Origin of the sequence: Flavobacterium weaverense (assembly GCF_003688495.1) — a bacterium.
GTDB lineage: Bacteria > Bacteroidota > Bacteroidia > Flavobacteriales > Flavobacteriaceae > Flavobacterium > Flavobacterium weaverense.
The window spans coordinates 99962-124612 of sequence record NZ_REFH01000009.1 but is presented as its reverse complement, the minus strand read 5'-3'; the positions used below and the strand labels follow the sequence as shown (position 1 = coordinate 124612).

24 protein-coding genes are annotated in these 24651 nt (G+C 32.9%); 8 read left to right on the top strand and 16 right to left on the bottom strand.

What is annotated here, in order from left to right; genetic code table 11:
* Positions 1-230: 230 nt before the first annotated feature.
* On the bottom strand, positions 231-758 hold the full coding sequence (locus BC961_RS07285; RefSeq protein ID WP_121925212.1) for a DUF6155 family protein: 528 nt from the start codon (positions 756-758) through the stop codon (positions 231-233).
* 101 nt (positions 759-859) lie between these two features.
* On the opposite strand from BC961_RS07285, the gene BC961_RS07280 reads away from it, so the two are divergent.
* The 8 genes from BC961_RS07280 to BC961_RS07245 all read left to right on the top strand — a co-directional run bounded on the left by BC961_RS07280 (position 860) and on the right by BC961_RS07245 (position 8353).
* Entirely contained in the window at positions 860-1144 is a 285-nt protein-coding gene (locus BC961_RS07280; RefSeq protein WP_121925211.1) for a DUF3817 domain-containing protein, read from the top strand.
* Positions 1137-2396 carry a mechanosensitive ion channel family protein gene (locus BC961_RS07275; RefSeq protein WP_121925210.1) on the top strand — a complete coding sequence of 420 codons (1260 nt, stop codon included), beginning with the start codon at positions 1137-1139 and terminating at the stop codon, positions 2394-2396. Before BC961_RS07280 ends, BC961_RS07275 begins: the two co-directional genes overlap by 8 nt.
* Positions 2397-2660: 264 nt before the next feature.
* Positions 2661-3053 (top strand): glyoxalase, encoded by a 393-nt coding sequence (locus BC961_RS07270; RefSeq protein ID WP_121925209.1) that lies wholly within the window; start codon positions 2661-2663, stop codon positions 3051-3053.
* A gap of 294 nt (positions 3054-3347) precedes the next feature.
* Positions 3348-4061, top strand: coding sequence for an esterase family protein (locus BC961_RS07265; protein ID WP_121925208.1), 714 nt, complete (start codon positions 3348-3350; stop codon positions 4059-4061).
* Between the two features lie 12 nt (positions 4062-4073).
* Positions 4074-5024, top strand: a complete 951-nt coding sequence (locus tag BC961_RS07260) for an ATP-grasp domain-containing protein (RefSeq protein WP_121925207.1) — start codon at positions 4074-4076, stop codon at positions 5022-5024.
* 143 nt (positions 5025-5167) lie between these two features.
* Positions 5168-6274, top strand: a complete 1107-nt coding sequence (locus BC961_RS07255; protein ID WP_121925206.1) for a carboxylate-amine ligase — start codon at positions 5168-5170, stop codon at positions 6272-6274.
* Positions 6275-6316: 42 nt separating this feature from the next.
* Positions 6317-7147 (top strand): type 1 glutamine amidotransferase, encoded by an 831-nt coding sequence (locus BC961_RS07250; protein ID WP_121925205.1) that lies wholly within the window; start codon positions 6317-6319, stop codon positions 7145-7147.
* Positions 7148-7162: 15 nt separating this feature from the next.
* Positions 7163-8353 (top strand): hypothetical protein, encoded by a 1191-nt coding sequence (locus BC961_RS07245; RefSeq protein ID WP_121925204.1) that lies wholly within the window; start codon positions 7163-7165, stop codon positions 8351-8353.
* Positions 8354-8416: 63 nt separating this feature from the next.
* Here the strand turns inward: BC961_RS07245 and BC961_RS07240 are convergent, their stop codons facing one another.
* The 15 genes from BC961_RS07240 to BC961_RS07170 all read right to left on the bottom strand — a co-directional run bounded on the left by BC961_RS07240 (position 8417) and on the right by BC961_RS07170 (position 24647).
* A complete protein-coding gene (locus BC961_RS07240) occupies positions 8417-10072 on the bottom strand; it encodes a M1 family metallopeptidase (protein ID WP_121925203.1) in 1656 nt (551 codons plus the stop codon).
* A gap of 58 nt (positions 10073-10130) precedes the next feature.
* Entirely contained in the window at positions 10131-11171 is a 1041-nt protein-coding gene (locus tag BC961_RS07235; RefSeq protein WP_121925202.1) for an alkaline phosphatase D family protein, read from the bottom strand.
* A gap of 138 nt (positions 11172-11309) precedes the next feature.
* Entirely contained in the window at positions 11310-12524 is a 1215-nt protein-coding gene (locus BC961_RS07230) for an ATP-grasp domain-containing protein (protein ID WP_121925201.1), read from the bottom strand.
* Positions 12525-12527: 3 nt separating this feature from the next.
* Positions 12528-13961, bottom strand: coding sequence for a leucyl aminopeptidase family protein (locus tag BC961_RS07225; protein WP_121925200.1), 1434 nt, complete (start codon positions 13959-13961; stop codon positions 12528-12530).
* Between the two features lie 53 nt (positions 13962-14014).
* The gene (locus tag BC961_RS07220) at positions 14015-15145 is read right to left on the bottom strand and encodes an alpha/beta hydrolase (protein ID WP_121925670.1); all 1131 of its coding nucleotides are present in this window, start codon (positions 15143-15145) and stop codon (positions 14015-14017) included.
* 135 nt (positions 15146-15280) lie between these two features.
* On the bottom strand, positions 15281-15880 hold the full coding sequence (gene hisIE, locus BC961_RS07215; RefSeq protein ID WP_121925199.1) for a bifunctional phosphoribosyl-AMP cyclohydrolase/phosphoribosyl-ATP diphosphatase HisIE: 600 nt from the start codon (positions 15878-15880) through the stop codon (positions 15281-15283).
* A gap of 45 nt (positions 15881-15925) precedes the next feature.
* Entirely contained in the window at positions 15926-16681 is a 756-nt protein-coding gene (hisF, locus tag BC961_RS07210) for an imidazole glycerol phosphate synthase subunit HisF (RefSeq protein ID WP_121925198.1), read from the bottom strand.
* Between the two features lie 98 nt (positions 16682-16779).
* On the bottom strand, positions 16780-17505 hold the full coding sequence (gene hisA / locus BC961_RS07205; protein WP_121925197.1) for a 1-(5-phosphoribosyl)-5-[(5-phosphoribosylamino)methylideneamino]imidazole-4-carboxamide isomerase: 726 nt from the start codon (positions 17503-17505) through the stop codon (positions 16780-16782).
* Between the two features lie 41 nt (positions 17506-17546).
* Positions 17547-18128, bottom strand: a complete 582-nt coding sequence (gene hisH / locus BC961_RS07200; RefSeq protein WP_121925196.1) for an imidazole glycerol phosphate synthase subunit HisH — start codon at positions 18126-18128, stop codon at positions 17547-17549.
* Positions 18129-18220: 92 nt separating this feature from the next.
* Positions 18221-19357, bottom strand: a complete 1137-nt coding sequence (gene hisB / locus BC961_RS07195; protein ID WP_121925669.1) for a bifunctional histidinol-phosphatase/imidazoleglycerol-phosphate dehydratase HisB — start codon at positions 19355-19357, stop codon at positions 18221-18223.
* A 58-nt stretch (positions 19358-19415) separates the two neighbouring features.
* Positions 19416-20465, bottom strand: coding sequence for a histidinol-phosphate transaminase (hisC, locus tag BC961_RS07190; RefSeq protein ID WP_121925195.1), 1050 nt, complete (start codon positions 20463-20465; stop codon positions 19416-19418).
* Positions 20455-21747, bottom strand: coding sequence for a histidinol dehydrogenase (gene hisD / locus BC961_RS07185; RefSeq protein WP_121925194.1), 1293 nt, complete (start codon positions 21745-21747; stop codon positions 20455-20457). The genes hisC and hisD overlap by 11 nt, the downstream gene beginning before the upstream one ends.
* Positions 21748-21861: 114 nt before the next feature.
* Positions 21862-22719, bottom strand: a complete 858-nt coding sequence (gene hisG, locus BC961_RS07180; RefSeq protein ID WP_121925193.1) for an ATP phosphoribosyltransferase — start codon at positions 22717-22719, stop codon at positions 21862-21864.
* A gap of 270 nt (positions 22720-22989) precedes the next feature.
* On the bottom strand, positions 22990-23502 hold the full coding sequence (locus BC961_RS07175; RefSeq protein WP_121925192.1) for a hypothetical protein: 513 nt from the start codon (positions 23500-23502) through the stop codon (positions 22990-22992).
* A 29-nt stretch (positions 23503-23531) separates the two neighbouring features.
* Entirely contained in the window at positions 23532-24647 is a 1116-nt protein-coding gene (locus BC961_RS07170) for an efflux RND transporter periplasmic adaptor subunit (RefSeq protein ID WP_121925191.1), read from the bottom strand.
* Positions 24648-24651 lie beyond the last annotated feature (4 nt).

Here is a 24651-nt window from a genome sequence, read left to right as displayed (position 1 = left end):
TTACGGGCCATATTTATCTAAAAATATAGGGTAGTGTTTAAATAAAATTATTTTAAGGGAAGAGTAAAAAACGCCTATTTTATTAGCATTTTTAAAATAACGGATAATAAATGGTAAGAAATAACTTGTTTAAAAATCATCGATCTGGATCTTCATAATTATTCCATCCGCCTTCTATTTTTACATTTCTAAGTATTATTAAGAGCAAATTTGTATGAAAAATACTTGATTTAATATTCAAATCGCTCGATGATCGCGTTGAATTCTGGTTCGTTATACCATTTTTGGACAATTGTCTGATTGTGAATCGCTAAAATTCTCGCTTTGAATTCCGACAATATTCCATTTGCAATTAAAAAAATTACCGCTTGCTCAAAGGAGTTGAACATACTTTTAAAAAACAAATCTTGCTTTACCGCATTTTCTGATGAGAATGTTTGTGCAATTTCTACATTGTAAAGCATGACATCAGCAATTACAAAAGGATCCACTCCTAAAACGATAAAGTGTTTGATGTATTTCTGTGCGACAGAGCGTCTCATTTTTGGTTTGCTACGCCTACCCGATTTCTTAATGGGAAAATATTCATGTGAAATTTTGAGTTTGCATTCCTGCAGTAATGATTCTTCCTTTGGGTTAAAAACAAAGTTATAATACACTTTCACAGGACTGAATTTCTCGTACAATTCGATGATTTGTTCTTCTAATTGTTCTTTATTCAATTCAGCCAAATATTTTTTTAAATCGCGCTTGCTCATTATCAAAGTTTAAGAGTACAAAAGTAAATTACTTTAGGAATCAATACCCTAAAAATCAATGTTAATACTTATTTTTGTCGATTATTACTAAAAAACAAAAAATGCTTAAGATTTTTAAGATTACAGCGATTCTAGAGGGAATTTCTTATTTGGTTTTATTTGCAAATATGTTGCTGGTTAAACCCAACAATATGGATCTTTACAAAACCTTACTTTATCCTATAGGAATGAGTCACGGTGTACTTTTTATCGGATACGTTTTATTAGCAATTTTACTAAAAAAATCGCAAAAATGGGATTTCAAAACTTTTCTTTTAATTCAATTTGCTTCATTAGTTCCACTAGGAACTTTTTACATCGAGAGAAAATACTTGAAAAATGCATAACTATCTAGAAAAGTTATTTCATCTAGTATATCCATTTTTTAAAAAAATGGGATTGGGAAGCGGTTTTGCTTCTTACATCAGCTTATTCATCAATATTGTAGTTTTATGCGTCTTGGCGTATGCAATTTACGTAGTGTTCCGATTAATTTTAGTCACCATTATGGTGCTTATCGCCCAAAAGACTAAAACTAAATTTGATGATTTATTGGTGACCAATAAAACAGCTAAATACATAGCGCATTTAATACCATTTCTATTTATTTACAAATCAGTTCCAATAATCCTAGATCGCTACGAATACTGGGAAGGCGTTTTTGGAAAGTTTGTTGGAATTTACATCGTCTTGCTGATCTTATGGATCATTAGGACTGTATTTAACGCTCTACGAGATTACTTAAAATTAAAGCCGCGCTACAGCGATAAACCTATAGACAGTTTCATACAAGTAATTATGATTGTGCTTTGGGCTGTGGGGATTGCGGTAATTTTCTCCACATTATTCGAAATAAATCAGAAAGAACTTTTAACTATTTTAGGAGCTGTTTCTGCTGTTATTATTTTAATTTTTAGAGATACTATTTTAGGGTTTGTTTCAAGCGTACAAGTGTCTATTAATGATATGGTGCGCATCGGTGACTGGATTACAATGGATCGCTTTGGCGCTGATGGAGATGTTATCGAAATCAATTTAGCTACGGTTAAGGTTCGAAATTTTGATAACACCACAACGACAATACCAACGTATAGTTTGAGTTCAGACTCGTTCCAAAACTGGCGCGGAATGCTTAATTCCGAAGGTCGAAGAATTAAAAGGCACATTTTAATTAAAGCATCAAGTATTCGGTTTCTAGAAGCAGAAGAGTTGAGTAGTTTGAAGAAAATTCATCTAATATCTGACTATATCGATTCTAGAAAATTAGAAATTGACGAATTCAATAGTGAGAATAGCATTGACAAAACCTTGCCTATCAACGGTAGGAATATGACCAATTTAGGTTTGTTTCGAAAATACATCACCGAATATTTACATAATTATCCTGGCGTTAACAAAGATATGTTGATGCTTTGCCGTCAATTGCAATCAACTTCGCACGGCGTTCCTCTTGAAGTTTATGCGTTTTCACAGGATAAGCGATTTGAAAATTATGAATTTTTAATGTCAGATATCTTTGATCATATTATAGCATCTGTAGGTTATTTTGATTTGGAGATTTTTGAGTTACCATCTGAGAATAATTTTGATTCGAAGTAAATTCTTGTCTATTATTCGAAACAAAGCAGAAATAGTTATTACATTTTAATTGCGTAAAGTGCTCCAGTTAATTGGTTGCTCTTTGCGCAATTTTTCATTTGTGACGTTTAGTTGTTCCATCTTCTATCGGTTATTTAATCTCACTATCATAAAACATAAAGATTTCAAAGCTCTTTTTTGCAGGAGTAAATCGGATTTTTTTTCTTAAAGATTACTAAAAAAGTATTTTCTCTATTTATTTTTTTTTAATTTTAAAGAAAAAACATGAACACACGCGATACATTTTTACTAGAATTTAGAGGACAAGCAATTGGATCGGTAACAACCGACTCTAGTTCTGAGGAATCATTCCAAAATGAAGTCTTACGCCCGATTTTAAAACTTCAAAACGATTTATTTATTGCTGCATTCAATTCGTACATTGAAAAAAATAAAGTTGAATTTACAGCTAAAACTATGGAAGCAAAATTAGCTGTCATTGATAATGCACTTCAAAAAGATGTCAAATTTAGAAACACGCTTCGAGGCGCCGTAATCGGTTTATTCACTACTGATGAATATTCTATTTATGCAGAAAATGATTCAAATATTAATAAAAGAATGATGAGTATGCTTGCTGAAAGATTAAAAAGCCAAATACAGCTTTTTGATAATTAACAGCACCATTTCTCTGTATGCAGCACACTTTATCTTCGTTAACAGCAGTTTTTAGAACAAACAAAGAAATTCGAGATCAATTGGAAAGAAAAAAGGTTTCTAAAAAGTTCGTAGAATGTTAAATTCAGCATTTTTATTATTCATACTTTAAAAAATCGGCCTTTACAGGTCGATTTTTTGCATTTCAAATACCATTTAATAATCTTAATCTTCTATATAATAAATTTAGACTTACCTTAGTATTATATGCTCTTTGCACCGTTATTTTCATTATAATTGTTAAAACTAAATTTTATGAAGGAAGAATATTTTAAATGGTACTCCCCAAATTTAAATACCGATATTGAAATGCTGGTTTTTGGACATTCAGGATATCCTGTTGTTTTATTCCCAACTTCTATGGGATCCTATCACGAAAATAAAGATATGGGTTTGATTGAATCAGCAAGATGGTATATCGAACAAGGTTTAATACAGATTTACTGCCCTGATAGTATTGACAAAAATAGTTTCTACAATAAGAAAATACATCCTGTCCATCGCATTGAAAATCACGTCAAATACGACAAAATGATTTGTCACGAGATCGTTGAACGTGTTAAAAATAATACTCCTTCTGGAAAAATTGCTGTTGCAGGATGCAGCTTTGGCGGTTATCACGCAGCAAACTTTGCTTTTAGACATCCTGGTTATGTAAGTCATCTATTTTCAATGAGTGGTGCTTTCCAAATTAACACTTTCATGGATGGTTTCCATAATGATGATGTATTTTATAACAGCCCAGAAGATTATCTGTACGGATTAAATGATCACGAACTTTGGAATATGGATATTGTATTAGGAACTTCTAATTGGGATATTTGTCTAGATGCCAACTTAAAAATGAGCAAAGTATTAAGTGATAAGAATATTCATCATTGGTTAGATATTCGTCAAGATCAAAAGCATGATTGGCCAGTTTGGAAAGAAATGTTTCCACATTATCTATCAAGAATTAAATTTTTTTAAAAATATAAAAGTATGGAATCGAAAAAAATAGGGATTTTATTTGGAATGGAAGATACCTTTCCGCAAGCATTTATAGACCGAGTAAATTCAAAAAATGAAAAAGGAATAATTGCAGAAGCAGTTAGTATAGATAAAGTAGTTCAAAATAAAGGCGGCGAATATGCTGTAATTATTGATAGAATTTCGCAAGACGTTCCCTTCTATCGTGCGTATCTAAAGAATGCTGCACTTACTGGAACCAATGTGATTAATAATCCATTCTGGTGGAGTGCTGACGACAAGTTTTTTAATAATGCTTTAGCGGACACTCTTGGCGTACCACTTCCTAACACCGTAATTTTACCATCTGCAGAACATCCTACAGATACTACTGGTAAGTCTTTTCGAAACTTAAAATATCCAATGGATTGGGAGGGAATATTTGATTACATCGGATTTCCAGCGTATATGAAACCGTATGCTGGTGGCGGATGGAAAAATGTTTACCGTCTTGAAAATAAAGAAGAATTTTGGGAAAAGCATCAAGAAACTGGGCAACTGGTGATGATGTTGCAAGAAGAAATTGTTTTTACTGAATATTTTAGAGTGTATTGCTTAGGCAATAAAGCGGTTAAAATTATGCAGTACGAACCAAGAAATCCACATCATTTACGATATGTAATTGACGGACCACCAACTGATAAAAAATTATTAGCCACAATAAAAGATTATACACTTAGACTTTGCAAAGGATTAGGTTATGATTTCAATACTGTGGAATTTGCGGTGCGCGATGGAATTCCTTACGCTATAGATTTTGGTAATCCGGCGCCAGACGCGGAGTTATCTTCTGTGGGTGAAGAGAATTTCGAATGGGTAGTTGAGGAAGCTGCAAAAATGGCAATTGCCGCTGCAAAAAAACAAAAACCAGGTAAAATGAATTTGACTTGGGGAACATTCATCAAGGATGCTGCAGGAAAATAAATAGTGTGGATTTAAAAATCAACTATTTCCGATTGTCCCTATTTTTCGAGAAAAATATTTGCACTTCATTTTTCCTTAATTGCGGAATGAAGTGTAAATTTTAAATCGCGTAGCGGAATACAGCTCCTAAAAAAAATAATGTAATGAAAAAATTACCAATTTTCACACTTGGTGTAGAAGAGGAATATCAAATTATAGATCCTATTACTAGAGATTTGCGCTCGCATTTGTCTAAAATTGTAGATGGTGCAAAAATCATTTTAAATGAGCAGGTAAAAGCTGAAATGCATCAATCTGTGGTTGAAGTGGGCACAAATATTTGTAATAATGTTAATGATGCTAGGAATGAGATTCGGTTTTTAAGATCAAAAATTGTCGAACTTGCTGATAAGCAGGATTTGATTGTTGGTGGTGCTGGAACTCATCCATTTTCTAAGTGGCAAGACCAACCTATTACTGACGATCCTCGCTATCACGATATTGTAAATGAACTGCAAGACGCGGCAAGATCAAATTTAATTTTTGGAATGCATTGTCACGTGGGGATTGAAAATCGAGAAATTGGTTTGCAATTAATGAATCAGGCGACATATTTTCTGCCACATATATTCGCATTATCAACAAACTCTCCTTTCTGGGAAGGAAGACAAACGGGTTACAAATCCTTTAGAACTAAAGTTTTTGATAAATTTCCTCGAACGGGTTTACCTGAATATTTTGATTCCGTTGCTTCGTATCAAAATTATTTAGACACATTGGTAAAAACTAATTGCATTGATAATCCAAAAAAGATATGGTGGGATTTACGTCTGCACCCTTTTTACAATACAATCGAATTTAGAATTTGCGATATGTGTTTGACCGTGGATGAAACCATTTGCATCGTAGCAATTATTCAAGCAATTGTAGCTAAACTCTATAAGTTAAATATGAATAATACTAGTTTTAATATTTATAGGCTAGCATTAATAAAAGAGAATAAATTTCGTGCCGCTCGTTACGGAATTGATAATAGCATGATTGATTTTGGTTTACAAAAAGAAGTAGAGACAAAAGGATTAATTCTCGAACTACTTGAATTCATTGATGATGTAGTCGATGAATTAGGAAGTCGTGAAGAGATCAATTTTGTGCATAAAATTTTAAATGAAGGAACTGGAGCTGATAAACAGCTTGCTATTTTTCAAGAAACGAATGATCTTTCTAAGGTTGTAGATTTTATAACTAGTGAATTTACCAAGGGATTATAGAATAATGAAGTAACTTTGCGTTTTTCCCTTTAAAACTTTTTTATGCCTAATAAAATTATAAAAATTGCTATTTTAGATATGTACAACGGTGAACCTAATCAAGGAATGCGTTGTATAATTGATGTCATCAATAGATTTAGTCCAGTCGTTGCTTTTGAAATATTTGATGTTCGAGTAAAATGTGAATTGCCAAATATTGAGAAGTTTGATATTTATATTTCGACCGGTGGTCCTGGAAATCCGCTTATTGGAGATGGCAATTGGGACAAAAAATATTATGATTTCATAGATCTACTTAGCAAGTGGAACATTGAAAATACCGTAAAGAAGCATGTGCTGTTTATTTGTCATTCGTTCCAAATGGCTTGTCTTCATTTTGGTTTAGCGACAGTAACGAAACGAAACGATACTTCTTTTGGCGTAATGACGATTCATAAAACCAAAGAAGGTGCTGTAGATTCACTATTTGAAGGTTTAGCAAATCCATTTTACGGAATTGATTCTAGAGACTATCAAGTAGTACAGCCAAAATTAAGTGTTTTTGCTAAAAAGGGAGCTAAGATTATTTCTCTAGAAAAAATTCGTGATCATGTACAGTACGAACGCGCAATTATGGCAGTTCGTTTTACAGATTATTTTGTGGGAACACAGTTTCATCCAGAAGCAGATCCAATTAGCTTTGTTGCTCACTTGAGAAACAAAGAAGCTAAGGAAAAAATTAAGAACATGAAGGGAAAAAAGAAGTTTAGAAATATGCTTGAAGATCTTATGGATGATGACAAGATATATAAAACTAACGAAACCTTGATTCCAAATTTTCTCAGAACTGCGATTAACGATTTAATGAAAACAAAGAAAATGTTATCTAATTAATAAAGTTATTTAAATATGATTACAAAATATCGGGAGTTATTTAACACTCAATTCTCAGAACAAAAATATCTAGATTTTAAAAATGATATTGCTTCCGATTTTAATTATCTGCCGACTTTTAGGTTAGGTGAAACTCCTTTTTTTATCTCGAATGAACTCAAGGAGCAGCTTATTGAAGGTTGTAACGAAGTTATATCTTTCATTCAACGAGATGACTTTAAAGAGTTAACAAATAAATCATTAGAACTCAACCGTAAAGTTCCGAATGAAGATAAACACACTTCTTTTCTAGCCATTGATTTCGGAATATGTGAGGAAGATGGACAAGTTTTGTCTAAATTAATTGAAGTGCAAGGATTTCCTTCTTTGTATAATTACCAAATCAATTTATACGAAAAATTTAAAAACCATTATCCTTTTCTAGAAGAGCTTACTCCTTTTATCAATGGAATTTCTGCAGAAGAATATCACGATATAATTGAAGAGGTTATTTGCAATAATCATCCAAAGGAAAATGTTATTCTTCTCGAAATTGAACCAGAGAAACAAAATACTAAAATCGATTTTTATTATTGCAATAAAGATATTGGAATTCCTGTAGTTTGTGTAACTGAATTAACAAAGAAAGGAAAACAGCTTTATTACAATAATAATGAAGGTGAAGAAATTTTAGTAAAGCGAATCTATAATAGAGTTATTTTTGACGAATTAGATTTAAGAACTGATTTGAAAATGGACTTTAGCTTTTCAGATGATTTAGATGTGGAATGGGCTGGACATCCTAATTGGTTCTTTCGAATTAGTAAATTTATATTGCCTTTTTTAAAAGGAAAATATTTTATTGAAACCACATTATTAAGTGAACTAAAAGAAATCCCTGAAGATTTGGAAAATTACGTTTTAAAACCGCTATTCTCATTTTCAGGAACTGGAGTCATTTTCCATGTGAAAAAGGGAGATATTGAAGGTATTGTAGATAAGGATCTTTACATTTTACAGAAAAAAGTACATTATAAGCCAATAGTACAATCTCCTGATGGAAAAGTTAAGGTAGAAGTTCGTATCCTTTGCGCTTGGAAAAAAGAAGATAAAGCTCCTACTCTACTTTGCAACTTAGTTCGATTGAGTCGAGGCGAAATGATTGGAGTAAAGTTTAATAAAGATAAGGATTGGGTTGGCGGTACTTTAGGATTATTTGACCGCTAAAATATATTGTACAAAAAAAGACAAATCGCTCAATTTGTCTTTTTTTATATAATGAAAATTAATTTAGTCCGTAATATTAATGCGTGCCACATAAAAATTACTATCGACAGTTAAGCTAGGCTGACTGCTAACAGCAGCTAAAGTAGACCAATCACTAGTTGGCTTTAAAAGTTGCTCTTTACCATTTAACATTACTTTTATCGGCATATTGAATCCCATTACGCTATTAGTCCAACGATAACCTAAAGCATTATTCTTGAAAAAGTATTCTAATGTTGGAATTCTAGTATCTCGCAAATACTGATTAAAAAAGGGATTTAAGTCCATTCCAACTTCTTTACTAATATAGTCTTCAATTTGTTTAGTTGTAACTGTTTGATGGTAAAAAGTGCTATTTAAACCTCTTAAAATTGCTCTCCATTTCTCATCATTATTTACAATTTGTCGCAAAGTATGTAAAACATTCGAACCTTTATAATACATATCAGCTGAACCTTCGTTGTTTACATCATATTTACCGATAATAGGTATATCATTATTTATACTTTTCCTAAGTCCTTTTACATATTCATATCCAGCTTGCTTTCCGTAATAGTATTCTACAAATAAGCTCTCTGAATAATTTGTAAAACTCTCATGAATCCACATGTCAGCAATATCTTTATATGTAATATTATTAGCAAACCACTCATGCCCTGATTCATGTATTATTATAAAATCAAATTTGAGTCCCCAACCCGTACCACTCAAATCTCTACCTAAATAACCGTTTTCAAATCCGTTGCCGTAAGTCACTGAGCTTTGATGCTCCATTCCTAAATAAGGCGCTTCAACGAGCTTGTAACTATCTTCATAAAAAGGATAAGGTCCAAACCAATGTTCGAATGCCTTTAACATTCTAGGCGCATCTTTGAACTGCTTTTTGGCTTTAGCCAAATTCTCTCTTAATACATAATACGTGCAATCTAAATTTCCTTTTTCACCTTTGAACTTCTCAGAGAAAGATACATAATCTCCAATATTAATATTTACTCCATAATTGTTGATTGGGTTTGAAACGTACCAATTGTACGTTTTTGTTCCGTCTTTCATCTGTTTTACACTTTGTAAACGACCATTTGAAACTGCCATTAAATCTTTGGGAGCATTAATACTAATCAACATATTATCCACTTCATCATACATATGATCTTTATTTGGCCACCACACGCTAGCACCTAATCCTTGGCAAGAAGAACCAATAAATGATTTTCCACTGCTATCTTTTCTCCATGTAATTCCCCCATCCCAAGGCGGATTTATGGCTACTTTTGGTTTACCACCATAAAAAACGATCAATTCTTTGATGGCACCAACTTTCTGTGCTGCCACTAATTCGATAAAAAAAGCATTCCCTTCTCTTTTATATTTTAATTCTTTTCCATCTTGAATTACTTTATAAATCTCCATTGGAGTTTGTAAATCAATTTGCATTAAATTATACTCTGTAAGAACTTTATAACCAATAGTATTTGAACCTGTAATAGTGCTATCTACAGGATTAACTTTTATATCAAGGTGATATTTTTTTACATCCCACCATTCCCTTTCCTTTGTTATACTTCCTCTTAACGTGTCTTGTCTTGTAAAAGTATTCTCTTTTGCGGTTAACAATCCTTGCGCACTTACTCCATTAAATGCAAGTAAAGAGAAAAAAATAATTCCTAACTGTTTTTTCATATTTAATCTATTTTGTTCGAAAGTACATTTTGATACTCGAGGTAAGCTTGCTTTGATTTTAATTCGAAGGATATTTTTGAGTAAACTCGCCTAAGATTTTATTTTCTTTTCCTCGAATCTGCATTAGTACTGAGTTATTTTTAAAATCAAATTGCAGTAAACCAAAGTTAATATCTTTCACCACTTCGCCTTTTACAAAAGGATTTTCTTCACCAGAAAAAGAAGTATATGTATGAGTTAATCCACTGGAAGTAAAATCAACTAAAGGATATGCTAATCCATCCACATTTTTAGAAGAAAAAGTAGCAATATGACGATCACCAGATATTATAAATGTTCCTTTCGCTTTCGAAGAAATAATCAATTTTTCAAGCTTATCTACTTCGTGAGGAAAATTAGCCCATGCTTCAAAACCATGTTTATTTGATAAAAATTGAACACTGCTTACAATGACATTAAATTGTGCATCTGAAGTGTTTAATTCATTTTCAAGCCACTTCCACTGTTCTGTTCCTAACATCGTACCTTCGCCATAAACGTTAGGTTGAAAACGTTTTTTAGCACCTTTTGCTTTCGTCAAAGCTGTTCTAAAGAATCTAGAATCTAGAACGATAACTTTTACTTTGTTTTTATTAAATTGGATTGTTTTTGAATTGTACACACCATCTCTAGTGCGCTCTACAGCATTAGTTGGAGTATCTAAGAAATTAAGAAGTAATTGTTGGCTTTGTCTTTTAAAAGAATATTCTACTCCCGCGTCGTTTGCTCCGTAATCATGATCATCCCAAGTCCCTAATACAATTTTATTTTTGATAAAGGAAAGGTATTCCGAATCTTGCTTTTGAATTTTGTAGTTATTTTCAAGCACTGTCATGTCTTCCGTATCAGAGTAAACATTATCACCACCCCAAATCCAAACAGAAGGATTATTCTTATCGATATATGGCCAAAGTTCATTTTTAATTACTTGATTATCGCATGATCCAAACGCGATGGTGAAAACGGAATCCTTGTTTTTTATTTTAGTAACTTCCTTTTGGTAGTTAATTTTACAACTTACAAAAGCAATTAGAATAAAGAGATAGAGCAGTTTTTTCATGAAAATAGATATATAAAAGAAGGATAATTTTATTAAAACACGAAGATAGGAAATTACATGAGGTAAGAAGAAATAGCACTAAATAAAAAAGCGACTAATTCAATGAAATTAGTCGCTAATTATATTTGTTAAAATAAATTAATGTAAATTATTTACTTTTTCTTGCTCTATAACAGCAGTAAATTCAGACTCTAAACGCGCACCATAATCATCTAATAGCGTTTGAACTCGCTCTTGCTTATCTGATTTTACTACTAATCCTGCGTGGTATGCTAAAGGAACTTTGAAACATACTTCAGGATCAGAAAACGATGATAAATCAGGATGCTGAATTTTTGATAAAGTAATTGCAATTCCTGCATATCCTTTTTTCGCCTTAGGCAGAGTATATTTTGTTTCCTTAACTAATGAGTCTTCGATCGCTGCCCATTCTTTCCACAAATTGATATTCGACGCTTCCGTTACCATTTCTGCAATATGAGCTCCTCCTACTCTAGAAGATGTTTCTAGAAAATAGATTTGGCCATTTTCATTGCTTTTTATAAACTCTGTGTGTGCGGCTCCATGTTTCAATCCAAAGCCTTTCATCACCATCTCGTTCATTTTTTTAATCGCTTTATCGTCCTCTGAACCATATTTTATGTTCATCGAACGAAAAACACCTCCATTATGAGAAACGTCCATAGGTGTCGATAAATATTTTGAAGTCAGACTAAAGATAACTTTACCTTCTGATATTAAACTATCACAGTGATACACATCGCCTGGCTTAAATTGCTCTAATAAATATTTAAATCTATTATTTCCCAATTCATTAATCTTAATCCATAAGCTTTCTTTGTCGTAGACTTTTATAATTCCATTTGCTGAAGCTTCAGAACGTGGTTTAAAAACCCACGGCGCTGCTACAGTATCTGCAAAAGTATCAATGTCATGATCATTGAATAACGAACAAAATGCGGGTATAGGAATTCCGCAGCTCTTAGCACGCATACGCATAGCAAGTTTGTCTCTAAAATAACGTCCTGTTGTTTGTCCCATTCCTCCAATACGGAGATTTTCTCTAAGATAAGTCGCTTTCTCAACGTCATAATCATCGAGTGCAACAATAGCATCAACGTTGGTTGATTTCATGAAATTACCAACTCCCAGCAATAGATGCTCCAAATTCCAATCTACATCTCGACCTTCCATGTAAAAAATCTCATCAATATATTGATGTGGCCACGCTTCGTCTTTAAGTTTGTCACTAGTTACCAAATAAACTTTGTTACCTAATTTTTTTAATTGAATCAAAAAATCGGCACCCTTGAAATAATTTGAAATGCAAAGAAAGGTTTTAGCGTTTTCCATAGTTTATAAATTTTCAATGAATTTAGTTAATAAATGAACACCAAACGCAGTGGCATGTTTACTTTTAGCAAATTCGTCATCGCCAAAAGTCACACCTGCTACATCCAAATGTGCCCAAGCAGTATGCTCTTGTGTAAAATATTCTAAAAATTTTGCCGCGCTAATCGCCCCAGCAACTGGTTTGCCACTGTAATTTTTAACATCTGCAATATCACTTTCGATATCTTGTTTGTAAACATCCCATAGCGGTAATGGCCATAAACGTTCACCAATTGCATCTCCAGTGTCCTGCAACTTAGTTGACATTTCCGTGTTATTAGTAAATAATGCACCACATTCTGTACCAAAAGTTCCAATACTACTTCCTGTAAGTGTTGCAATATCAATCATATAATCTGGCTTAAAATTCTTTATCATATAGGATAAACCATCAGCTAATACAAGTCTTCCTTCAGCGTCTGTATCAATAATTTCAATTGAATTCCCGCTGTAACTTGTAATTACGTCGCTTGGTAAAAAGGATTTCGCATCGACTGAATTTTCAGCACACGGGACGATTGCAGTTACTTTTACTGGTAATTGTAAGTCCGCTATTAGCTGCATTGCTCCTAGAACAGCTCCACCACCTGCCATATCACACTTCATATGAAGCATTCCTGCGGTTTTAATGTTAAGGCCTCCTGTATCAAATGTGATTCCTTTTCCAACTAATCCAATGTGTTTCATTGAAGCTGCAGGAAACTTTGGAGTATACTCCATTATAATAAACTGAGGTTCGTTTTCACTTCCTTTCCCAACTGCTAAAAATGCACCTAAACCAGCAATTTTTGAATCTTCAAATCCTAAAACTGTTACTTCAAATCCATATTTTTCACCGGCATCTTTTGACCATGTCGCTAAGTATTTTGGAGTGACTTTGTTAGGTGGTAAGTCAACTAAATCAAAAATGTTCAGCTGTGCTTTTGCAATTTTTAAAGCTTTTTCGGCTGCGGCCAAATGGTTATTAGTTGTAACCAAGTTTAGCGTGAAATCTTGCTCTAAAAAAGGATGTTCTTTCTTATCTGATTTAAAATGTCCTAAATTATAAGTTCCTAAAAGTAAACCAGATATAGAGGCTTCAACTTGATTATCCTCGAATCCCTCTGGTATAACTAATGCAACACTTGTACTAAAGTGCTCTTTTTGTTTAGCTGAAATACGACGAAAAATATTCTTGAAAGATTTGTAATCAATTGACTTTCCTAATCCAATAAACAGATAAGTAGTATCATTTTTTTCGGTTAGATAATGTGTGTCTTTTTTGCCAAAGAAAAGCTTGGACGAAACTTCAACTTCATTAAATGAAATTGGAATTATATTTTTATCGTATGTTTCGAAAACTGGAATTAAAACTATTCCTGAAAAATTATCTAGGTTTTGAACTGTATTTATTGTCATTGTTTTTTGTTTAATTTTTGTTTGGAAATCAAAACTTAAAAAGTTTTAACTTCCTACTTTGTTTGAAAAAATAGCCATTCAATCGCCTTGGGGAACTCATCACTCCAGAACGTTTCGGTATGTTTTCCTTCTCTATTTATACTTAAATTAATATTTGATTTATCAGCAACAAAATGATTTGATACTAAATCGTTTTGAAATTTTGTAATATGTTGGATCATAGTTTTACTTTCATCGCCACCAGCGTAGAGATAAATTTTAGTATCCTCTAGATCTTCGCTTTTAGAATCGATTTTTAACTCTGGAACTACCCAAAGTGAAGGTGAGAAAATCATTAATTTTCCGTACACTTCAGGATTTCTCAAGCCACTAAAGATGCTTATTAATCCTCCTAAAGAGCTTCCACCAATTCCAGTAAACTCACGTTCAGGTTTTGTTCGAAAATGCTGGTCAACAAATGGTTTTAACGTATCAGTTACAAAACGAATATATTTTTTTCCTTGTCCTTTTCCAAGGACCGTTTTACCTACATTATATTCTTTAATTCTATCTTCCTCGGCATGCTCAACTGCAATAACGATTATTTTTCCAATTTTGTACTCTGACATTACTGCCAATTTTTTATCAATTTCCCAATTTCCAAATTCTGCCGCTTCATTAAATAGATTTTGCGCATCTTGTAAATACATTACAGGATAGCTTTCTCCAGAATTGTCATAGTCATGAGGCAATAAAGCCCATATTTTCCTTGTTTTGTTAAGTTGTGGGATTTCAAACTCATCTGAAATCAATTGCACTTGTGGTAAAAAAGATTGCTTAAAAGGAAGCCAGTTTTTTCTCCATCGTGCCACATGTTCTTCTTTAACGCCAGTATGCATTGTTGTGGAACGGTTTTCTGTACGATTACCTTCGCTATCAATTTCTACTTCACTCCAATCTCCTTTTGTAAATTTATATAAAAGCTCAACTGGATAATTAAATTCATGTGGAAACTTGTAGTGATAGGAATTAGATCCTATTTTTTCCATCATAAATTCCTTATCCTGCGTGCGCCAACTATTAAAATTACCGGAAATGTAAACTGGTCGAGCGTCCTCTTCATCAGTTTTTAGAATGATATATAAACTTGTATTACTGTCTTTATTTTCCTCTTCTGCTACAGCAGCATTATTTTCTGAATTCATCACTTGCATTTTGTTCTACACTTTTATCTAAATAGTAAATATAATAGATTGTTTATTGAAATAAAAGAAAAAAGAAGACCCAACAGTAAATCATTTTACTATTGGGTCTTTCAATCAATCTATTTTATTATCTTTTTACTTCTGACGACTTTTTAATACGTCGACTACATCATTTAGCTTAAATCCTTTAGCTTGCAGTAAAATCAGGTAATGAAAAAGTAAGTCGGCACTTTCACTTAAAAACAAATCATCATTGTCATCCTTTGCTTCAATAACAACTTCAATTGCTTCCTCACCTACTTTTTGAGCAATCTTGTTCATTCCTAATTTAAACAATGATGCAACGTAGCTTTTTTCAGAATCTGCATTTTCTCTACGAGTCGTGATAGTGTTTTCTAGCGTAGAGATAAATCCATAATCTGTTTTATTTTCTTCAGCCCAACACGTATCGGTTCCTTTATGGCAAGTTGGTCCTTCTGGTTTAACTTGGATTAATAGGGTGTCGTTATCGCAGTCATTTTTAATTTCGACCAAATTTAAAAAGTTTCCACTTTCTTCACCTTTTGCCCAAAGTCTCTGTTTACTCCTACTGTAAAATGTTACTTTATTTGTTGCGACAGTTTTTTGATAAGCTTCTGCATTCATGTAACCCAACATCAAAACATTTTTAGTTTCGCTATCCTGAATAATTGCAGGAATTAATCCGTCTGTATTTTTTGAAAAATCTATGTTCATTTTTTAAGTCTAAAGTTGTTAAGTCACGATTCTTAGTGTTAAAGACTAAATTCTGACCTCTATGTTGTTATTTTTAAGTTCGTTTTTCAGCGTTTTTATTTCAATTTCTTTAAAGTGAAAAACACTTGCTGCTAATGCTGCATCCGCTTTTCCATCTTTAAAGGCGTCAACAAAATGTTGAATAGTTCCAGCGCCGCCCGAGGCAATGATTGGAATATTTACTAGTTCAGATAATTTAGCTAAAGCCTCATTTGCAAAACCATTTTTAGTTCCGTCGTTATCCATCGAAGTAAATAAGATTTCTCCTGCACCACGCTGTTCCACTTCTTTTGCCCAATCAAATAAGCTCCACTCTGTCGGCACTTTTCCACCAACTAAATGCACGACCCATTCTCCATCAATTTGTTTAGCATCAATGGCGACAACAACACATTGACTTCCAAATTTTTGTGCTAAATCGTTGATTAATTGCGGATTTTTTACTGCTGAGGAATTGATAGAAACTTTGTCAGCTCCATTTTGCAGTAATACTTCAACATCTTCAACAGAAGATATTCCACCTCCAACGGTAAAAGGAATATTAATCGTCGAAGCTACTTTACGAACTAAATCAACTAATGTTTTTCTTCGCTCTTCAGTCGCCGAGATATCTAAAAACACTAATTCATCTGCACCTTCGTCCGAATAAATTTTAGCTAATTCAACAGGATCTCCAGCATCTCGTAAATCTACAAAATTTACACCTTTTACGGTTCTTCCGTTTTTAATATCTAAGCAGGGGATTATTCTTTTTGTTAACATATTTGTTTTGTTTCACAGAGAATCACAAAGTTAACGCAGAAGTACACAAAATTCTTAGTGAATCTTTGTGTTTTCTTTGCGTGGCTTTGCGAAATAATCTATTTATTTAAAATGTAGTTTTCTAACTGTTTCATTGAAATCCTACCCTCGTAGATTGCTTTTCCAATGATTGTTCCTTCACACCCTAGTTCAGCTAGTTTGGGTAATTCATCAAAAGTAGAAATTCCTCCAGAGGCGATTAATTTTATTCCTTTGGCTTCCGCCAAAATTTTAGCGTATAAATCAAAACTTGGTCCCTCGAGCATTCCGTCTTTAGCAATATCAGTGCAAATAACGTACTGAATTCCTTTTTCTTGATACCCTTGAATGAAAGGAACTAAATCTTCATCAGATTCCTCTAACCAGCCAGAAACTGCAACTTTTTCATTGTTTGCGTCCGCTCCTAAAATGATTTTGTCAGCTCCGTATTCAGCAATCCATTTTTCAAAAATAGCTCTGTTTTTTACAGCGATACTTCCGCCAGTAATCTGGTTTGCGCCACTTTCAAATGCAATTTTCAAATCGGCATCCGATTTCAATCCACCACCAAAATCAATTTTTAATTTTGTTTTACTTGCAATCTGCTCTAATATTTTATAATTGACAATTTGGCTTGATTTAGCACCATCTAAATCTACTAAATGTAGATATTCAATGCCGTGCGCTTCAAACTCTTTTGCTACTTCTAGCGGATTTTCGTTGTATATAATTTTGGTATTGTAGTCACCTTTAGATAAACGAACACATTTTCCGTCTATAATATCTATTGCTGGTATTATTCTCATTTATTAATAGTCTTAAAGTTTGAAAGTCTAAAGTCTTAAAGTTACATTTTTAAGAAATTAGATAAAATTTGTTCTCCCACATCACCGCTTTTCTCGGGGTGAAATTGCGTTCCGTAAAAATTGTCTTTTTGTAAAGCGGAAGCATATTCTACTTCATAATTTGTTGTAGCAATGGCTTCGTTGCAAAGTGGTGCATAAAAACTATGAACTAAATACATATACTCATTGTCAGTTATTCCACTAAATAAAGGTGAACTCAAATTGTAGATTTGGTTCCAACCCATTTGTGGCACTTTCACTTTATTTGAAAATTTAACAACGTCAACATTAAAAATACCTAAACCTTTGGTATCGCCTTCTTCTGATGATTTACACATTAGCTGCATTCCTAAACATATTCCTAAAACAGGTTGTTTTAGTGTCGGAATTAAAGTGTCTAAACCGCTTTCTACAAGCATTTTCATTGCGGAACTTGCTTCGCCAACTCCTGGAAAAATTACTTTGTCTGCCGCTTTTATTTCTTCTGAATTACTGCTCAAAACAGCTTTATATCCTAATCTTTCGATAGCAAACATAATGCTTTGTATATTTCCTGCTCCGTAATCTATGATAACTATTTTCATTCTTCTTCTTTTACTCCTGCAAGGTTTTTAAAACCTTGTAGGTTTAGTTATGAATACCTACAAGGTTAAAAAAAACCTTGCAGGACAAGTATTTACAACATGCCTTTTGTACTTGGCAAAATCATTTTTTCGGTATCGCGTTTTACAGCTACTTTTATCGCTTTGGCAAAAGCCTTAAAAATAGCTTCAATTTTGTGATGCTCATTAATTCCTTCTGCTTTGATGTTAATGTTAGCTTTTGCCCCATCTGAGAATGATTTGAAAAAGTGTAAAAACATTTCTGTTGGCATTTTTCCCACCATCTCACGTTTAAATTCCGTTTCCCAAACTAACCAGTTTCTTCCACCAAAGTCAATAGCTACTTGGGCTAAACAATCATCCATTGGCAAACAAAAACCATAACGCTCAATCCCTAACTTATTTCCTAACGCTTTTGCAAAGACTTCTCCCAACGCAATTGCAGTATCTTCAATAGTATGGTGTTCGTCAACTTCCAAATCCCCTTTTACAAGAATTTCTAAATCCATTTGTCCGTGACGTGCAATTTGGTCCAACATGTGATCGAAAAAAGCTATTCCAGTTTCGATTTTGCTTTTTCCAGTTCCATCAAGGTTTAATTTTATAAAAATATCGGTTTCATTTGTCTTTCTTTCAATTGACGCTGAACGTTCTTCTAATTTCAGAAATTCATAGATTGTTTTCCAATCCGTAGTTTGCAATGCAATTACAGAATCTAATTCTTCTCTTTTAGAAGCAATCTCACCGCTTCCTAGAGCTTCATCCGTATTTATGAAGATTGCTTTCGAACCTAAATTCTTTGCTAGTTCAACATCAGTAATTCTGTCACCGATAACAAATGAATTTTCTAAGTCATATTCTGGATTGTTAATGTATTTAGTCAACATTCCAAGTCCTGGCTTACGTGTTGGAACATTTTCATGTGGAAATGTTTTATCAATCAACACATCGCTAAAAACAACCCCTTCATTTTCAAAAGCTTTCATTAATAGATTATGTACGGGCCAAAAGTTAGCTTCTGGATGCGAATCAGTTCCTAAACCATCTTGGTTTGTGACCATCACCAATTCAAAATCTAGTTCTTGAGCTATTTTACCCAAATATTGAAATGCAAATGGATAAAATTCTAGTTTTTCAAAACTGTCTAATTGATAATCGTTTGGTTCTAAAACCATCGTTCCATCACGATCTATAAAAAGTATTTTTTTCATTTTATATTTTTTTACAACCAACCCACTTTTTTTATAATTCAAAAAGGGAGAAAAGTATTTAAATTTCTTTTAAAGCAGCTATTAATTTTCTATTTTCTTCTTCAGTTCCAACCGTTAAACGTAATGTGTTTTCACATAAGGCCTGTGTAGTCCTATTGCGAATAACAATTCCTTTTGCAATCAAATCAGCATATCTTTTATTAGCATCATCAACTTTAATTAAAATAAAATTCGCTTCTGTTGGATAAATTTTTTCCACAAAGTTAATATCAAGTAAAACTTTAAGTAATGCTTCTCTTTGTGTTATAATTGAGGCGATTTCCTTTCCTATTTGGTTCGAATCATCTAAACGAGATAATGCTCGTTTCTGACTCAATTCATTTACATTGTACGGTGGTTTTATTTTATTTAAAACTGAAATCACCTCACTTGAACCATAACAAATTCCTAATCTAATACCTGCTAATCCATAGGCTTTTGACAAGGTTTGTGTAATAACTAAATTAGGATATTCATCCAATTCATTGATCCAACTTTCCTTTTGTGAAAAGTCAATATAAGCTTCGTCAATTACTACTAATCCTTTAAAATTCTGAAGGAGATATACAATACTTTCATCAGAAAAAGTGTTTCCTGTTGGATTATTTGGCGAACACAAAAATATCATTTTAGTTGCATCCGTTATAGCTGCCATAATTTTTTCAATTTGTGGCTGAAAATCATTTGACAATAGAACTTCTTTATTTTCAACGGCATTGATATTAGCTAAAACTCCGTACATCCCGTATGTTGGTGGCAAAGTAATTACGTTGTCTACTTTTGGTTCGCAGAAAGCTCTAAATAGTAAATCTAAAACTTCGTCACTTCCATTACCTAATAAAATTTGTGATGTTTTTACATTACGCTGTTTGGCCAAAATCCCCTTTACACTCATTTGCTGTGGGTCAGGATAGCGGTTAACACCATTTTCAAATGGATTTTCATTTGCATCTAGAAAAACCATATTGGCTGTATCAAAGTCTTCAAATTCATCACGTGCAGAAGAATAGGGTTTTAAAACTTTTACATTTTCCCGAATTAAATCATTGATATTAAAATTATTTTTCATTTTCAATCGCTTTTAATCGTAGTGTAACTGCATTTTTGTGTGCTTGTAATCCTTCAGCTTCAGCCATGATTTCAATTGCTTTTCCTATATTTTGTAGTCCCTTTTTCGAAATTTTTTGGAAAGTCATCGCTTTAGTAAAACTATCTAAGTTGACGCCACTGTAATTCTTAGCATAACCGTTTGTTGGCAAAGTGTGATTTGTTCCTGAAGCATAATCTCCCGCACTTTCCGGAGTATAGTTTCCTATAAATACAGATCCTGCGTTGTAGATTCCATTGCAATAAAAGTCGTCAAACTCTGAACAGATAATAAAATGTTCTGGTCCGTACTCATTAATTAATTCTAAAGCAATTTTGTCATTTTCAACAAATATTAATTTTGAATTTGCTATAGCTTTTTCTGCGATTTCTTTTCTTGGTAGAACATCGAGTTGGATTTGAATTTCTAATTCAACAGCATCGATTAATTTTTTTGAAGTCGATACTAAAATTACTTGGCTATCTGCCCCATGTTCCGCTTGAGACAATAAATCTGAAGCTACAAAAGCTGGAATTGCAGTATCATCAGCAACAATTAATAGCTCAGATGGTCCAGCAGGCATATCGATTGCGACACCAAATTGAGTTGCTAGTTGTTTTGCTACAGTTACATATTGATTTCCAGGTCCGAAAATTTTATAGACTTTCGGAATTGTTTCTGTACCAAAAGTTAGTCCAGCAATCGCCTGAATTCCTCCTACTTTCAATACTTTAGTTACGCCACATAAATTTGCTGCATATAATATGGCAGGATTTATTTTCCCATTTTTATCGGGTGGTGAACAAAGAACAATTTCATTACATCCAGCGATTTTAGCTGGAACAGCAAGCATTAGAACAGTCGAAAATAGTGGTGCAGTTCCGCCAGGAATATATAAACCTATTTTTTGAATTGGTCTTTTTTCTTGCCAGCAATTAACACCTTCTACAGTTTCTACATTTACTTGTGCTGTTATTTGCGCAGTGTGGAATTTCTTAATATTCGACTTTGCTAATTGGATCGCTTCTTTTAAGTCAGAAGGTACAGAAAGAACTGCCTCATCAATTTCTTGCTTGGTCACTTCGATATTTGGAAGAATTGCTCCGTCAAAAAGCGATGTATATTTTGCAACAGCGCTATCACCCTTTTTTTGAACTTCTTTAAAAATTTCTTTTACAGTCGCCTCGATATCATCGACAGTTTTTGTAGGACGCTCTAATATTGAGGACCAAGTATCTGGTTTTGGATTGTATATTTTATTCATTTGTTAAAGTTTAACCGCAAAATTTACAATGGTTTCGCAAAGTTTGCAAAGTCTATTATTGCTTTTTTGTATTTTGAAAATTCATTTTGTATAATGTACCCTGAATTTCATGATTTACAATACCATTTTTTCAATTGGACAAATCAAAATTCCTTCAGCACCAGCTTCTTTCAGGCGGTCAATAACATCCCAAAAAGTATCTTTATCAATTACAGAGTGTACACTACTCCAACCTTCTTGAGCTAAAGGAAGAACGGTAAGGCTTCGTAGCACTGGTAAAATCTTACCTATTTCATCAATTTTATCGTTAGGTACATTCATTAAAATATACTTTGATCTACGTGCTCTTAAAACTGATTCAATTCTAAATTTTAGGGTATTAATTATTTTTTGAGATTCCGGACTTACTTTTGGTGAAACCGCTAATACAGCTTCACTTTTAAAAATAACTTCTACCTCTTTTAAATTATTTTTAAATAATGTACTACCACTTGAAACTATATCTACAATTGCATCAGCTAATCCAATATTCGGAGCGATTTCAACCGAGCCAGATATTTGGTGAATATCTACAGAAACTCCTTTAGAATTAAAGAAATCAAGAACGGTTTTAGGGTAAGAAGTAGCAATTCGCATACCGTCCAGATCTTTAACTGAATTGTATTCGAATGCTTTTGGTACAGCAACTGAAACCTTACATTTTGAAAAACCTAATTTCTGAATAACTTCAATATCTCCGCCTTTTTCAACCAATAAATTGTCTCCAACAATTGCGATATCGACTACGCCGTCCATTAGATACTGTGGAATATCTGAGTTTCTTAGATATAAAACTTCTAAAGGGAAATTTGATGCTTCTGCTTTTAACTGATCAATCCCATTGTCGATTGAAATACCTGCATCCTTTAAGATTTGTATGCTTTCTTCGTTTAAACGTCCTGATTTTTGAATTGCAATTTTTAATGTACTCATTTTGTTTTATTTTTTTTGTTTAAAATATTTTGATTGAGTACAAATAATGGGCAATAAAAAACCCGTTTGATGTACTCAAACGGGTTTTTAGAATATGATGATTTACAAACATACCATTAACGCATCGCTTGAGAGCAATAATGAAAATGATGATGATGTAGTTGATTTGTAAACATTTTTATTTTTCTGAATAATTGTTGTGCAAATATAAGAGATAAATTATTTAAATTCCAATTAATTTTTAAACTTTATAGTTGAAAATTGTTAAACTTATTTTTCATTATGCTCTTTATCAACCTTTATAGTGTTTTCAGTGTCTTGTAAAAGATCAGAACTATTCGTTTTTGCTCTAATTTCAGTATGACGAATCTCACCTCCTGATGTTCCCACTAATTGGGCAATGTAAACAGTTGCGACAGCTACGGTGAGCGCAATAATAGAAACGAACTTAGCTTTAGAATGATTTTTAAAATTTAAAAATAATCCCGCTATCGAAATTCCAGCTAAGACATAAAGTGCTAACGCTAACTTCTCAGCAATTTCCTCATGCTCATGAATAATTTGCTTACCAATCGAAGGCATATCTTCAACCATTTCCTCTGCTCCTTCTCCCGTTTGCATGCTCAGTGCTACAAAAATTGCTGCCACAACAAATAAAACGTACGCAGTATTTTTTACTGAATTATTTTTTAAAAACATCCCTGTGATTAGAATTCCAAGCGCTAAAATCGTTCCAATGATTGGAAAATGATTTACCACTAAGTGCAAATGTGCATCGTTCATGATATTGTAATTTAAAGGTTAGTATTTATTTAATTTACCAAATCAAAAACACCTTTTGTCAAAATTTTAGACGAGGAATTAATAGCTGTATTTGGAATAATCTCTACAAATTTTTCTGATTTCTCTCCTATTGTAACATTCACTTTCTTAAATGAATAACCGTTTTTTTGATTATCTAACAAGAGCACATAGTGCTTTTCATTTTCAGTTATTAAAGCTTCAGCAGGAATTGCTAAACCTTTTTTAGAATCTGTGACTATGTTAGCTTCAACAAACATTCCTGTAATTAGCTTTTGCTTTATATTTTCATCTAGATGCGCGTGGACATTTATAGTCCGCTCGTTCCCTTCAATTGATTTTCCAACTAAATGTACTTCTGCATTAAATATATCTTTAGATGCTTCTGGAACTTTAAATGTTATTTTTTGACCAATTTTGACCTTTAAAATGTCTTTTTCAAAAACAGCCAGTTCGAGATGAAGGTGATCTGTGTCAACAATTTCTAAAATCACATCAGCAGGCGCGACGTACATTCCCACATTAGCATTCATAATAACGATATCGCCAGATATAGGAGAAAAAACGGTAACTGTCGATGTTAAGTTTCCATTCTCCACATTTCGAGGATTAATGTTAAGTAGGACTAATTTAGCACGCAAACTTTGATGCATTGATTTGGCTCTTCTATATTCACTTTCCGCTTTTAAATAATTTTTTTGAGAAGTTATCTTTTCATCAAATAAAGTTTTTTGTCGGTCATATTCTGATTTTAAAAAATTTAGCTGTTCTGCAACCTCCATGTAATCTTTTTGAATATCCAAGAATTCAGTATTTTGAAGCACTAATAAAGCCTGACCTTTTTTAACTTTATCTCCTACAAGCAGTGTAGTTGATTTAACGTAACCTCCCATAAATGTAGTTACTTTAGCACGATTCTGAGGTGGAACGTCAATCTTTCCAGATGTTTTCACTGTTACATCAAAATCTTGTTCGACTGGACTTTCAATTTGCATTCCAGAAGATTTAAATTGATTATTGGTCACTGATATCAAATCCTCATTTTGTGGCGCTTCTTCTTCCGTTTTAGCTTCCTTACAAGAAAACAAAACAAGAGATAAAGCAGTTATATATAGTATTTTTTTCATTATA

Coding starts and splice junctions, on each gene's coding strand:
- BC961_RS07285 (WP_121925212.1), bottom strand. CDS start 758: ATGAGCAAGCGCGATTTAAAAAAATATTTGGCTGAATTGAATAAAGAA.
- BC961_RS07280 (WP_121925211.1), top strand. CDS start 860: ATGCTTAAGATTTTTAAGATTACAGCGATTCTAGAGGGAATTTCTTAT.
- BC961_RS07275 (WP_121925210.1), top strand. CDS start 1,137: ATGCATAACTATCTAGAAAAGTTATTTCATCTAGTATATCCATTTTTT.
- BC961_RS07270 (WP_121925209.1), top strand. CDS start 2,661: ATGAACACACGCGATACATTTTTACTAGAATTTAGAGGACAAGCAATT.
- BC961_RS07265 (WP_121925208.1), top strand. CDS start 3,348: ATGAAGGAAGAATATTTTAAATGGTACTCCCCAAATTTAAATACCGAT.
- BC961_RS07260 (WP_121925207.1), top strand. CDS start 4,074: ATGGAATCGAAAAAAATAGGGATTTTATTTGGAATGGAAGATACCTTT.
- BC961_RS07255 (WP_121925206.1), top strand. CDS start 5,168: ATGAAAAAATTACCAATTTTCACACTTGGTGTAGAAGAGGAATATCAA.
- BC961_RS07250 (WP_121925205.1), top strand. CDS start 6,317: ATGCCTAATAAAATTATAAAAATTGCTATTTTAGATATGTACAACGGT.
- BC961_RS07245 (WP_121925204.1), top strand. CDS start 7,163: ATGATTACAAAATATCGGGAGTTATTTAACACTCAATTCTCAGAACAA.
- BC961_RS07240 (WP_121925203.1), bottom strand. CDS start 10,072: ATGAAAAAACAGTTAGGAATTATTTTTTTCTCTTTACTTGCATTTAAT.
- BC961_RS07235 (WP_121925202.1), bottom strand. CDS start 11,171: ATGAAAAAACTGCTCTATCTCTTTATTCTAATTGCTTTTGTAAGTTGT.
- BC961_RS07230 (WP_121925201.1), bottom strand. CDS start 12,524: ATGGAAAACGCTAAAACCTTTCTTTGCATTTCAAATTATTTCAAGGGT.
- BC961_RS07225 (WP_121925200.1), bottom strand. CDS start 13,961: ATGACAATAAATACAGTTCAAAACCTAGATAATTTTTCAGGAATAGTT.
- BC961_RS07220 (WP_121925670.1), bottom strand. CDS start 15,145: ATGAATTCAGAAAATAATGCTGCTGTAGCAGAAGAGGAAAATAAAGAC.
- hisIE (WP_121925199.1), bottom strand. CDS start 15,880: ATGAACATAGATTTTTCAAAAAATACAGACGGATTAATTCCTGCAATT.
- hisF (WP_121925198.1), bottom strand. CDS start 16,681: ATGTTAACAAAAAGAATAATCCCCTGCTTAGATATTAAAAACGGAAGA.
- hisA (WP_121925197.1), bottom strand. CDS start 17,505: ATGAGAATAATACCAGCAATAGATATTATAGACGGAAAATGTGTTCGT.
- hisH (WP_121925196.1), bottom strand. CDS start 18,128: ATGAAAATAGTTATCATAGATTACGGAGCAGGAAATATACAAAGCATT.
- hisB (WP_121925669.1), bottom strand. CDS start 19,357: ATGAAAAAAATACTTTTTATAGATCGTGATGGAACGATGGTTTTAGAA.
- hisC (WP_121925195.1), bottom strand. CDS start 20,465: ATGAAAAATAATTTTAATATCAATGATTTAATTCGGGAAAATGTAAAA.
- hisD (WP_121925194.1), bottom strand. CDS start 21,747: ATGAATAAAATATACAATCCAAAACCAGATACTTGGTCCTCAATATTA.
- hisG (WP_121925193.1), bottom strand. CDS start 22,719: ATGAGTACATTAAAAATTGCAATTCAAAAATCAGGACGTTTAAACGAA.
- BC961_RS07175 (WP_121925192.1), bottom strand. CDS start 23,502: ATGAACGATGCACATTTGCACTTAGTGGTAAATCATTTTCCAATCATT.
- BC961_RS07170 (WP_121925191.1), bottom strand. CDS start 24,647: ATGAAAAAAATACTATATATAACTGCTTTATCTCTTGTTTTGTTTTCT.